Genomic DNA, 11,401 nt, shown 5'->3' with positions numbered 1-11,401 from the left:
GAGACTGGGGCGCATGCCTGTGGCGACTCCGCGTCCGACGGCGGGCGCGCGCCCGACGGGGCTCGCGGCCCCGCTGCCGATCCCCGTCCGCGGAACAGACGGCGAGGCGACGATCCCGACCGGTCCTCTCGGGCGGCTGCTGACCGTGTGGCTGCCGCCCCTGCTCGCCGCGGTCTCCTGGACCGTGGGTCTGCTCGCCTCCGACGCCCTCGGGTTCCGGCACCTGATCCTCTGGGCCCTCGTGCCCACCCTCGCGACGCTGCTCCTGCGCGTCGGGCTCACGCGCAGGGCGCGCGTGCACGGGGCGGGGGAGTCGGGTCTCGTCGCCCTGTTCGCCGTCCACCAGGCTCTTCTCGTGCTCGCGGTCGCCCTGAACCCTCTCGCCTGCATCTACGCCTTCGTCGGCTACCTCGACGCGCCCCGCTTCCTGGCCGGCCGGGCGATCCCGGTCTCGGTCGGGGTGACGGCGCTGATCTGCGCCTTCGGCCAGACGGGCGGAACGGCGGGCGTGGCCGCCGCGCCTGCGCTGTTCGTGATGCTCGTGCTGGTCAACGTCCTGCTGAGCCTCGGCATGATGCACCTGGACAAGGAGCGCGAGCGGGAGATGCTCACGCGTGAGGCGGCCGTCCGGGAGCTGACCGAGGCGTATCGCGAGAACTCGGCGCTGCACGAGGAGCTGGTGCGCCGCGCCCGCGAGCGCGGCGTGGCCGAGGAGCGCACGCGCCTGGCACGGGAGATCCACGACACGGTGGCCCAGGGCCTGGTCGGCGTGATCCGTCAGCTCGAGGCCGTGCCGCAGGAGGGCCTGGACGACTCCGCGCGCCGACGGATGCGGACGGCGGAGCAGGCGGCGCGCGAGAGCCTCGTGGACGCGCGCCGTGCGGTGGAGGCCCTGGCCCCTCAGCAGCTCGAGGGGGAGGACCCTCTCGAGAGCCTCGCGGAGCTCGTCGCCCGCTGGTCGCGGACCCACAGGATCGTCGCGACCTTCGACGCCGACGCGGCGCCGAGCCCCCTCCCGCATCCTCACGCGGTGGTGCGCGTGACGCAGGAGGCGATGGCGAACGCAGCCCGCCACGCCCGGGCGGGCGCGCTCGAGATCGTGCTCGAGGGGGAGCCCGACGCGCTGGTGCTGCGGATCCGCGACGACGGCCGCGGCTTCGACCCGGCGGAGGCCGCCGCCCGCGGCCGCGGGCACGGGATCCCGGGCATGCGCTCGAGGATCCGCGAGATCGGCGGGACCCTCGACGTGGACTCGGCGCCCGGCGAGGGCACCCTGCTGACCGCCAGGATCCCGCGGTGAGCCCCGCGGAGAGCCCCGCGGAGAGCCCCACGTGGGGACCCGCGGGGAGCCCCACGGTGAGGGTGCTCGTGGTCGACGACCATCCGGTGGTCCGCGACGGACTCGTGGCGATGCTCGGCGCCGACCCCGGGATCGAGGTGATCGGCGCCGCGGAGGACGGCGCCGAGGCGCTCGCCCTGATCGCCCGCGATCACCCGGACGTCGTGCTCATGGACCTGCGCATGCCGGGGGTGGGCGGCGTCGAGGCCATCCGCGAGCAGCGCCGCCGCGGGGGAGAGCAGCCGCGGCTGCTCGTCCTCACCACCTACGACACGGACCGCGAGATCCTGGGGGCGCTCGAGGCGGGGGCCGACGGCTACCTGCTCAAGGACGCGCGCGGAGAGGACCTCGCGCGGGCGGTCCACGACCTCGCCGCCGGGCGTCCCGTGCTGGTCCCGGCGGCGCTCGCGGCCCTCACCGCCCAGCGCGGGCCGCGCCCCGCGCTCAGCGACCGCGAGAGCGAGGTGCTGCGCCTCGTGGCCGAGGGATGCACGAACCGGGCCGTCGCCCGTCGCCTGCGCATCGGCGAGGCGACGGTAAAGACGCACCTCGCGCACGTGTACGAGAAGCTCGGCGTCGGGGACAGGGCCTCGGCCGTGCGGACGGCGTGGGAGCAGGGGCTCGTCTAGCTCCGACGAGCCCCTGCTCCCGGCGTCGTCCCGGCGCGACCGTCTCAGCGCGAGGCGACGAGGACGCCGCCCACGAGGGAGGCCTCCGCGGCGGCGCTCCCCGAGCCGCCGGACGAGGAGGTCGAGGAGCTGTTCTGCGTCCCGCTCGCGCTGCCGCCGTCGGATTCTCCGCCGTCGGACGCGCCGCCGCGAGGCGTGCCGCCCTGACCGCCGCCGTCGGACGGAGGCGCACCCCCGCCGTCGGACGGCGGCGTGCCGCCCTGTCCGCCGCCCGCGCCGAAGGCGTCGGTGGACTGCCCGGGCTCGGTGCTCGGGTCGATCGCGACGGGCAGCGTCACCGTGAACCCGCTGTCCGCGTCGCCGTCGACGTCGGCGAGCTGGAGCTCCCCGCCGTCGTCCCCGAAGACGTTGTCGGAGTCCAGGGTGACCTGCGCGAGGTTCTCGGCCGAGCCGTCGTACTCGTCGAGCGCGTAGACGGTCTCGCAGACGTCCTGGGGGAGGGCGACCTGCGAGGTGGCCAGCAGGTTGTCGGTGCTGGTGATGGAGTCCGCGTCGGGGTAGACCTCGAAGTGGATGTGGGGCCAGCGACCGGTGTAGCAGGCGGGGAAGATGCTCGTGAAGGTCACCTGCCCCTTCTCGTCGGCCACCTGGACGCCGCGCAGGTAGTTCTCGTCCTCGAGGCCCTCGGAGTACAGCGAGTACTCCCCGGCGGCGTCGCAGTGCCACACGTAGACGGCGACCCCCTCGTAGGGGTCGTTGTCCGCCTCGAGGTTCGTGAGGGTGAGCGTGAGCGTCATCGGTACGCCGTCGGCCCTCGCGCTCGCGTCGCCGAAGCTCGAGGTGATGTCCGAGCGCACGATCCCGGCCTCGGTGAGCACGTTCGCGCCGTTGGTGCCGTCGGCCGGATAGGGGCCGTTGGTCTCCTCGGGGATCTCCCCGTCGCTCGTGCCCGAGCCGCCCCCGTCCGAGGCGGAGGACGAGGCAGCGTCGTCGGAGGCGTCGGACGTGCAGGCCGCGAGGCCCACGGCGGCGGCCCCGAGCCCGAGGCCCGCGAGGGTCCGACGGCGTGAGAGCAGCGTGGCGAGGTCGAAGCCCAGGCCCTGGTCGGCCAGCGGCTCCTCGGGGTGGGAGAGGTCGCGTCCCTGGTAGCTCACGCGGCCGTCGCCGGCCACCTCCACGCGGGAGTCCTCGGTGTGCGAGGGATGGCGGCGGGGCTCGTCCGGCTGCGGGTTCCGCTCCGGCTGCGGCTGCGGGGTCTGCGGGCTGTGCGTGGTCATCGCAGGTCCTTCGGTCGTTCTTCTGGGGCGAGAACGATCCTGCGGGGCGAGCCCGTGCTGGAGGCAGGTCCCGCCTGTGCCGACGCTGTGCGACGCGGGCCGTGCGTCCGGGGAGGGGCGTCAGCGGAAGATGACCGTGCGCATCCCGTCGAGCAGCACGCGTGACTGCGCGAACCAGGTGACCGCCCGCCGCAGCGCGAGGCACTCCTGGTCCTGGCCGATCTCCCGCAGCTGCGCGACCGAGTGCGAGTGCTCCACGCGCGTCACGTTCTGCTCGATGATCGGGCCCTCGTCGAGGTCCGAGGTGACGAAGTGGGCGGTCGAGCCGATGAGCTTCACGCCGCGCTCGTGCGCCTGCCGATAGGGGTTCGCGCCCTTGAAGCCGGGGAGGAACGAATGGTGGATGTTGATGCAGCGACCGGCGAGGGCCTCGCACAGCTCGGGGGAGAGGATCTGCATGTACCGGGCGAGGACCACGAGCTCGATGTCGTGCGCGTCGACCGCTTCGAGCACGGCGCTCTCGAAGGCCTCCTTCTGCTCCGGGTCCGCGACGGGCAGGGAGTGGAAGGGGACGCCGTGGAACTCCACGAGGTCGCGCAGGGTGTCATGGTTCGCCATCACGAGCGGCACCTCGATCGGCAGGTGCCCGGAGCGCTGGTGGAACAGCAGGTCGCTCACGCAGTGGGCGGCCTTCGAGGCGAGGATCAGGGTCCGTCGGGGTCTGCCCGCGGCGTCGAGGGAGGCCTCGAGGCCGAAGCGCTCGATCACCGGGGCGAGCGCGCCCTCGAGCGCGTCGCGCCCCGTGTCCGAGGCGATCTGCAGGCGCATGAAGAAGCGCCCCGTGTCGGGGGAGGCGAACTGCTGGGACTCGGTGATGTTCCCGCGCGCGGCGACGACGGCGCCGCTGACGGCGTGCACGATCCCGGGCCTGTCCTCGCACGCGAGGGTGAGCACCCAGGTGGTCGGCGCGGTGGTCGGCTCCGCGGGGTTCTGGGAAGCGGTCGTGGGGCCGACGGGCGCGGCGGCCTTCTCGGCGGGGGTCTCGGGCATGGGAGGAGTCTAGGGAAGAGCGGGGCCGCCCCGGTGGCTCGGACCGCGGGATGGGCTGGTCGAGGGGCTGGACTTCTCCCCGAGGGCGGGGGACGATCTCGGTATCCGTGCACCGCGCTCCCGCGCGGTCGGGGGAGGGAGGTCAGTGATGATGGACGCGACCCCCACCGTCGTGGTGGGTGTGATCCCTGGACAGCACTCCCGGGTCGTCGCCGAGGCGGCGACCTTCGCCGAGCGCTTCGGCGCCGAGCTCGTGTGCGCGAGCGTCGACGCCTCGAGCTACACGCTCGAGAGACGGCCCGACGGCACTGTCACCGCACTGCCCGTGGACCCGGACGCCTTCGAGGAGATCGTCGAGGTCTTCGACCCGGCCCTGCACCGGGCGATCGCCGAGACGCTCGCCGACCGCGGCGTGCACTGGTCCACGGTGGCCCTCGCGGGCCCGCCGGCGCAGGAGCTCATGCGCCTGGCCGACCAGCTGGACGCGGCGATGATCGTGGTGGGCACCCGGGAGTCGGGCCTCCGCGCCTCCCTGCGGGAGTTCCTCAGCGGCTCCGTCGCCGTGCACCTCGCGCACCACCAGGAGCGGCCCGTGGTCGTCGTGCCGCTCGCCTCCCACGGCGAGGACCTCACCCTGCCCTGGGAGGACGAGAGCTGATCAGGGCGCGCCTCGCGCCTCAGCGCGGGGCGTCGGTGATCTGGAGCGTCGGCCGACGGCGGTGCACGGTGAGGTGGCGCAGCCCCTCCGGTCCCGCGGTGAAGGCGCGGCGCGAGCGGCGGGGGAGCAGCACCAGCTCGCCCGGCGCGACCTCGACCTGATCGCGCTCCGTGGTGATCGTGCCGCTGCCGGCGAGGACCACGACCAGCACGTCGTGATCCGGCCCGACGTGCTCGCCGATGCCGCCTCCCGCGGGCAGGATCACGAGGTTCGAGTCCAGGTCGCGCGGCTGCACGCCGATCGACCAGGCGGCTCCGCCGGCCGTCCCCTCGGGCAGCTCGACCTCGGCGGTGTCCACGAGCACGCGGGGGAGCGCGGTCGAGGCGAGCCGCGAGATCCGCACGCGCCAGTCGCCGTCCTCCGTTCCCTCGTACTCCCAGTCGAAGCTGCCCGGCTGGTCCCGCTCGAAGTCGTCCCGCAGGTGCAGGGGATCGTGGTCGTTGACGAGCACGAACGACTCGCCGACCCCGAGCTGCTCGAAGCGCGCGAAGATCCGGCCGTGCCGCTGGGGCTTCGGCACCTCGCGCACGTCCAGGATCGCGGGCTGCGGGGTGCGCGTGGAGTGCGGATCGGTCGACGGGGAGGGCACGGGGGACTCCTTCTCCGAGTGGGGCGGGAGGCGGTATGACCGCACCCTACGCGCGGCGCAGTACCCTCGAGCCGACGAAGGTCCCGGCGGCGAGGGAGGCGCGATGAGGGAGGGCGAGCCGGTGCGCGTCGAGGGCGGGGAGCCCGCCTGCTGGCTGCAGCGCGTGTGCCCGGACTGCGGCGCACTCACCGAGCAGCCCGGCGTGACCTGCTGGCGCTGCGGGCGCCGCCTCGAGGACTCCGAGGACGAGTCCGGGGCGTGATCCGCGGTCCGTCGATCCCCCTGCGTGCCCACGCGGTCTTCCGAGCGACCGGGATCGACCCGGGACAGGGGGCATGATCTTGAATCCTCTCCGGTCCGCCTCGGCGCCGAGCCGGTGGACCGACCGGTATCGGGTGCTAGATGCCGCTGTGGAACCGCTCGAATGCGGCGGCCGAGCGAGCGAACGCCAGGCTGTCCGGCGCCGTGAGCTCCCGGAACGGCTCGATGGTCGCCGTGGTGCGCCCGGCGGAGTCGGACCGTCGCCATGTTGCGATGACTCTGCCGCGGGCGAGCACCGTGGGGTGGAAGATGCCGTTGCGGCCGGTGGTGACACGGTCGACGTATTCCTCCGGGATCGCGGCGGAGCGGTCCCGGTAGCCGAGCAGATACTCGTCGTACCCGGGCAGCGCGTGCGTGGTCTTCGGGATGCGCAGTCGACGGACGACGTGGTCGCTCGCCTCGTCCATCGTCCGCGCGGTGGCCCAGTGCGTCACGCCGCGGTGCTGGAGCTCGATGAGGTCGGCGCCGGCCAGTCGGATGGCCGTGCGGGCCTGGGAGAGCGGCATTCCCGCCCACCAGGCGAGGTCCGAGTCCGTGGCAGGGCCGTGTCCGGCGAGGTACCGACCGGCGAGCTCGCGGAGGGCATCGTCGCCGGCCAGTTCGACGGAGTCGCCGATCCATTCCTCCGTCAGGACGAGCCCCTGTCCGGTGCCGCGTGCCGGTCCCCAGCAGACGATGCCGCTCTGCGACAACCACCAGATCAGGTGATAGCCGCGCTGCCCGCCCGTCGGGATTCCCGCAGCCTCCAGACCGCGGAGGTATTCAGCGCGGGGAAGGGCGGTGCGGTCGCCGAGAAGCGACTCGGTGACGGAGCGTGCACGGCGCAGCGCCGGGTCGTCGAGCTCGAACTGGCGAAGTCGCGGGCCGGCCGCAGCGATCTCCCGTGGAGCGGTGATGCCGAGCATCCACCGCAGATCTCGTGCGGCGAGGAAGTGGAGAGTGCCGCGAAGCGACGAGGCGCGGATGAGCTCTCCGCGCTCGAGCGCGCGGTGCACGTCGCGAAGAGCCGATCCGCGAGCGCGGATGCCGAGCGCCCATGCGCCCTGCGCGAGGTCCTGGGCCTGCACGGCCAGCATCCTGGTGGCGACGTCGTGGACCGAGAGCCTCGGACCCCGTGCCATGAGACCGTGGCTGCGCAGCCGGAGGGCGAGGAGCTGCGCTGTCGCGATCATCGATGACCTCCACCACGCCGACGGTCGTCTCGGTTCGAGACATTACCTCGTCGGCCGGCGCATGCTCACGGACTGCGCGCACACCGCCTCGTCGTCCCGCGGGGATGCACGGTCGCGCAGCGCGGTCTCGTGACACGGCCCTGTGCCACGGCAGAGCGAGAGGCCCGCCCCGGCGCTGGTCGGGTGCGGGCCTCTCGGTCCATCTATGCAGGTCGCCGATGTTTCCGGCGACCGATTCTCTCGGTCGGGCTGACAGGATTTGAACCTGCGACCCCTTGACCCCCAGTCAAGTGCGCTACCAAGCTGCGCCACAGCCCGGAACCTCCACGGCGGGAGGACCGGGATCGATGCTACCCCGGAAGATGCGTCGAGAGCGAATCCGCGAGCGCGTGACCTGCGGCACCCCTGTCGATCGCCCGTCGCTGCGCGCGTCAGCGGTGCGCATGCGATAGTGAGGCCAGCCCCGTCGGCAGGAGGTCCGAGGATGGATCAGCAGCACAGCGAGCACCCGTCGGCGCCGCGCGAGGAGATCCCCGGCGCGCCCGTGCCCGACCTGCTCGAGCAGAGCCCGGGCCTCGACCTGCCCGAGCTGCCCTGGCGCGTCGCGCAGACCGCGAGCGCGCTCGCCCAGCTCTCCCACCACGTGCTCGCGATCGGGCCGCGCGCCGCGCGCCTCCTCGCCCGCCTGCGGGGCACGCTCGCCGAGGAGGGCGTCGCCGCACTGCTCGTCGGTCCCGCACACTCCCGGACCCGTGAGCACCTGGGCTCCCTGGGTCTGGAGGTCCTCGACCACGATCCGTCGGACGTCGGTGCGACGCTGCCGTTCCCGCCCGAGCGCTTCGACCTGGTCATCGTGCTCGACGCTCCCTACGACCCTCGCGAGGTCCATCGCGTCCTCGCGCCCGAGGGGATGCTGCTCGCCCAGCAGCGGGGTCCCGGCGATCTCGCAGAGCTGGGATCCGAGGGCTCGCTGGACACGCTCGCCGAGCACCTGCGCCGCGTCACCGAGGCGGGACTCGAGACCGAGCACTCCGACACCTTCCACGGCGAGGGGCGGGTCACGACGCGCGAGGGTCTGCGCGCCCTGCGCGAGGGGGAGGGCCTCGCCCTCCCTCCGGCCGGCGACCCCGGGGCCCTGCCGCTGCGGATCACGCTCTCGCGGTACCTGGTCCAGGCGCGTCGCCCGAGCCGGCCCGCTCCGGCGCGCACCGACTTCGCCGAGATGCTCGACGACCCCCTCGAGGTTCCCCGCGTCTGACGCGACCCCGGGGCTGACCACCCGCGATGGACCGCGTGTCCACGATGCCCGATTTCGCGGACCGGGCGCGCAACCGGTCTCGGTCAAGTGTTCGTCAAATCTCCACAGCATTGTCCTTGCACCTCCCGGGAGCCCTCGTCCACATGGGAGGATGGTCCGACCTAGGGAAGGGGAGCTTCAGTGACCGAGAACGCCGACGGCACCTACGACAGCCTCGACAAGACCTCGACGCTGCACGCCATCCCCACGCAGGATGCGCTCGAGGAGCCGGAGCACGGCCTCAACCAGCAGGACCGTGCGGCGATCGAGAACCTCCCCGACGGCAGCGCCCTGCTGATCGTCCGCAAGGGCCCGAACCTTGGCGCGCGCTTCCTCCTGGACGCGGAGAAGACGGTCGCCGGCCGTCATCCCAACAGCGAGATCTTCCTGGACGACGTCACCGTCTCCCGCAAGCACGCCGCCTTCCTGCAGCAGGGCGCGGACTTCGTGATCCGCGATCTCGGCTCGCTCAACGGCACCTACGTGGGCATGGAGCGCGTGGACGAGGCCGTCCTGCGCAACGGCCAGGAGGTCCAGATCGGCAAGTACCGGCTGACCTTCCACCTCAAGCCCGGGAAGGACTGAGCCCGTGGCGGCATCGGCCTCGCGCAGGCCGACCCCGTCCGGCAGTGCGCGCCTGAGCATCGGGCAGGTCCTGGACGTCCTGCAGGAGGAGTTCCCCGACCTCAGCCACTCCAAGCTCCACTACCTCGAGGCGGAGGAGCTGATCTCCCCCGAGCGCACCGCGAGCGGCTACCGCAAGTACTCGCGCGCCGACGTGGACCGGCTGCTGTTCGTCCTGCGGGCCCAGCGCGATCGCTTCTGGCCGCTCAAGGTCATCAAGGAGCACCTGCTCGAGCACGGGGTCGACGACGACGTCACGTCGATCGCCTCGCGCCCCGGGCCCACCTCCCAGATCCAGCCCGTCCGTCTCGACCGGCGCGGCCTCCTGCGCGAGGCGCAGGTCGACGAGGAGCTGCTCGAGGAGCTCGAGAGCTACGGCATGCTCGAGGAGGGTCTCGTCTTCTACGGGGCCTCGGAGCTCGAGATCGTGCGCGCTGCCCGTGTCCTCGCCGACGAGGGGCTGCACCCGCGCCACCTCGTGATGGTCCGCACGTCCGTCGAGCGGCAGGCGCACATGCTGCGCTCCGTCGCCCAGCCCCATTCGCGGCCGACGGACGCCGCCGCCCGCGGCCAGGCGCAGAGCCTTGCGGAGGAGCTCGGTGAATCCTTGAACTCCCTGCACAACGCCCTGCTCAGGAAGCAGATCCACCGCGGCGGGTGACTCTGCCCCCCTTTCCGTCCCTCCCGATGGCGCGTCCGCGCGGCGGTGTCCGGATCCTCCGCGCGCGCCCGGATTCGTCGGCGACACGCGCGGGACGGGGAGGACGCCCGCGCGAGGAGACGCTAGGCTGTCAGCGTGCTCTCACCCTTCCCCATAGGAGAGCCGCTACCGGAGGCGAATGTGAACAGCGATCAGCGCGCGGACCGCACGACGCAGTCGACAGTGCCCGCCGAGGACGCGCAGGGCGTGCTCTTCGACGAGCTCGTGGATGCGCCCGGCGAGTTCGGCTACCGCGGCCCCGCAGCCTGCAAGGCCGCCGGCATCACCTACCGCCAGCTCGACTACTGGGCCCGCACCGGCCTCGTCGAGCCCGGCGTGCGCGCCGCGAGCGGCTCGGGCAGCCAGCGCCTCTACGGCTTCCGCGACGTGCTCGTGCTCAAGGTCGTCAAGCGGCTCCTCGACACCGGCGTCTCCCTCCAGCAGATCCGAGTGGCGGTCAGCGCGCTGCGTGAGCGCGGCGTCGAGGACCTCGCCCAGATCACCCTCATGAGCGACGGCGCGTCGGTCTACGAGTGCACGTCCGCGCAGGACGTCTTCGACCTGGTCCAGGGCGGCCAGGGCGTCTTCGGCATCGCCGTGGGCCGCGTCTGGCGCGAGGTCGAGAGCGAGCTCTCGGTGCTGCCGAGCGTCGATCCGGCCGACGACGCCGAGATCGCCCTGCACGACGAGCTCGCCGCGCGCCGGCGAACGCGCCACGCGGGCTGAGCGGACCACGAGCGGCACCGCCGCAGCAGACACGCACGAGGGCGGGCACCCGGGAAGGGTGCCCGCCCTCGTGCGATGAGTGGAGCGGAGCGCGCGCCGGGAGGCGCTGCTCAGCTGTCCTGGCGGGAGTCCATCACGCGCTTCAGCAGGGCGTCGAAGTCCTCGGTGAGCCGCGCGCCGCTCGCGCCGTGGTACTCGTGCAGGGGGACCGCTCCGCCCTGCGCCTGCTGCAGGCCCACGCGCTCCTCGATGATGGGGTCGAGCACGAGGTCGCCGAACAGCTCGCGCAGCTCCGCCAGGCGGTACTGGTGCTCGACGGAGCGCGGGCGGTAGCGGTTCACGACGAGGCCCAGCGGCTGCAGACGCGGCGCGAGATCCCCCTCGCGCATCTCCTGGGCGAGCTTGAGCGCCCGATCGGCCGCGGTGACGGCGAAGAAGCCCGGCTCGCAGACCACGAGCGAGCGGTCGGAGGCGGACAGAGCCATCTGCGTGAGCCCGTTGAGCGAGGGCGGGCAGTCCACGATGACGAGGTCGTAGCGGTGGGTGCGGCGGTCCAGGGCGTCGCGCAGGCGCCGCACCTCCCGGCCCTTGGGGGCGGGGGAGTCGACGAGCACCGAGCGGTGGCTGCCGGGGATGATGTCCAGGTGCGAGGAGGAGTCCTTCGACCACGGGGCCGGGATGATCGCGCGGTCCACGGTCTCGGTGCGCGGCGAGGACAGCACCTCGGCGACGTCGGTGGTGGTGCCCGGCTCGCCGAGCAGGCCCAGGGTCGCGTCCGCCTGCGGGTCAAGGTCGATGACGAGCGCGTTCACCCCCTGATGGAGGGCCGCGGACGCGAGGCCCAGGGTCACGGACGTCTTGCCGACGCCACCCTTGAGGGAACAGACGCTCACAGTGAACACACGGGGAGTCTACCGATCCCGAGCCGCTCGGCCCGCACCGGCGCACCGACGATGTGC

General features: G+C 73.1%; 13 protein-coding genes and 1 tRNA gene. 8 read left to right on the top strand and 6 right to left on the bottom strand.

What is annotated here, in order from left to right; genetic code table 11:
* Positions 1-13: 13 nt before the first annotated feature.
* Complete coding sequence (locus tag M4486_RS05850) at positions 14-1,300, top strand: sensor histidine kinase (protein ID WP_249480230.1); 1,287 nt, start codon at positions 14-16, stop codon at positions 1,298-1,300.
* The gene (locus tag M4486_RS05845; RefSeq protein WP_283257961.1) at positions 1,297-1,968 is read left to right on the top strand and encodes a response regulator; all 672 of its coding nucleotides are present in this window, start codon (positions 1,297-1,299) and stop codon (positions 1,966-1,968) included. The genes M4486_RS05850 and M4486_RS05845 overlap by 4 nt, the downstream gene beginning before the upstream one ends.
* Before the next feature lie 44 nt (positions 1,969-2,012).
* Here M4486_RS05845 and M4486_RS05840 read toward each other — a convergent pair whose 3' ends face one another.
* A complete protein-coding gene (locus tag M4486_RS05840) occupies positions 2,013-3,245 on the bottom strand; it encodes a dioxygenase family protein (protein WP_346731771.1) in 1,233 nt (410 codons plus the stop codon).
* A gap of 120 nt (positions 3,246-3,365) precedes the next feature.
* Complete coding sequence (gene purU / locus M4486_RS05835) at positions 3,366-4,295, bottom strand: formyltetrahydrofolate deformylase (RefSeq protein WP_249480229.1); 930 nt, start codon at positions 4,293-4,295, stop codon at positions 3,366-3,368.
* A 148-nt stretch (positions 4,296-4,443) separates the two neighbouring features.
* Between purU and M4486_RS05830 the strand changes: the two genes are divergently transcribed.
* The gene (locus tag M4486_RS05830; RefSeq protein ID WP_249480228.1) at positions 4,444-4,953 is read left to right on the top strand and encodes a universal stress protein; all 510 of its coding nucleotides are present in this window, start codon (positions 4,444-4,446) and stop codon (positions 4,951-4,953) included.
* A gap of 19 nt (positions 4,954-4,972) precedes the next feature.
* Here M4486_RS05830 and M4486_RS05825 read toward each other — a convergent pair whose 3' ends face one another.
* Entirely contained in the window at positions 4,973-5,602 is a 630-nt protein-coding gene (locus M4486_RS05825; RefSeq protein ID WP_249480227.1) for a DUF2249 domain-containing protein, read from the bottom strand.
* Positions 5,603-5,705: 103 nt separating this feature from the next.
* On the opposite strand from M4486_RS05825, the gene M4486_RS05820 reads away from it, so the two are divergent.
* The gene (locus M4486_RS05820; protein ID WP_249480226.1) at positions 5,706-5,864 is read left to right on the top strand and encodes a hypothetical protein; all 159 of its coding nucleotides are present in this window, start codon (positions 5,706-5,708) and stop codon (positions 5,862-5,864) included.
* Between the two features lie 136 nt (positions 5,865-6,000).
* On the opposite strand, the gene M4486_RS05815 is transcribed toward M4486_RS05820, so the two are convergent.
* Together M4486_RS05815 and M4486_RS05810 are read right to left on the bottom strand one after the other, a co-directional pair.
* Positions 6,001-7,095: a winged helix DNA-binding domain-containing protein gene (locus tag M4486_RS05815; RefSeq protein WP_249480225.1), complete on the bottom strand. Its 1,095-nt coding sequence runs from the start codon at positions 7,093-7,095 to the stop codon at positions 6,001-6,003.
* A gap of 244 nt (positions 7,096-7,339) precedes the next feature.
* Positions 7,340-7,413: transfer RNA gene (locus M4486_RS05810), tRNA-Pro, on the bottom strand.
* Positions 7,414-7,579: 166 nt separating this feature from the next.
* Here M4486_RS05810 and M4486_RS05805 point away from each other — a divergent pair.
* The 4 genes from M4486_RS05805 to M4486_RS05790 all read left to right on the top strand — a co-directional run bounded on the left by M4486_RS05805 (position 7,580) and on the right by M4486_RS05790 (position 10,442).
* Positions 7,580-8,353, top strand: coding sequence for a class I SAM-dependent methyltransferase (locus M4486_RS05805; RefSeq protein ID WP_249480224.1), 774 nt, complete (start codon positions 7,580-7,582; stop codon positions 8,351-8,353).
* A 180-nt stretch (positions 8,354-8,533) separates the two neighbouring features.
* Positions 8,534-8,977: an FHA domain-containing protein gene (locus tag M4486_RS05800; RefSeq protein WP_200500655.1), complete on the top strand. Its 444-nt coding sequence runs from the start codon at positions 8,534-8,536 to the stop codon at positions 8,975-8,977.
* A gap of 4 nt (positions 8,978-8,981) precedes the next feature.
* Positions 8,982-9,677 (top strand): transcriptional regulator FtsR, encoded by a 696-nt coding sequence (gene ftsR, locus M4486_RS05795; protein WP_249480223.1) that lies wholly within the window; start codon positions 8,982-8,984, stop codon positions 9,675-9,677.
* Between the two features lie 180 nt (positions 9,678-9,857).
* On the top strand, positions 9,858-10,442 hold the full coding sequence (locus M4486_RS05790) for a MerR family transcriptional regulator (protein WP_152352998.1): 585 nt from the start codon (positions 9,858-9,860) through the stop codon (positions 10,440-10,442).
* 110 nt (positions 10,443-10,552) lie between these two features.
* Here M4486_RS05790 and M4486_RS05785 read toward each other — a convergent pair whose 3' ends face one another.
* Positions 10,553-11,344: a ParA family protein gene (locus tag M4486_RS05785; protein ID WP_152352997.1), complete on the bottom strand. Its 792-nt coding sequence runs from the start codon at positions 11,342-11,344 to the stop codon at positions 10,553-10,555.
* Positions 11,345-11,401: the final 57 nt, after the last annotated feature.

Origin of the sequence: Brachybacterium kimchii, from assembly GCF_023373525.1 — a bacterium.
GTDB lineage: Bacteria > Actinomycetota > Actinomycetes > Actinomycetales > Dermabacteraceae > Brachybacterium > Brachybacterium kimchii.
This window is presented reverse-complemented; position numbering and strand designations above follow the sequence as displayed.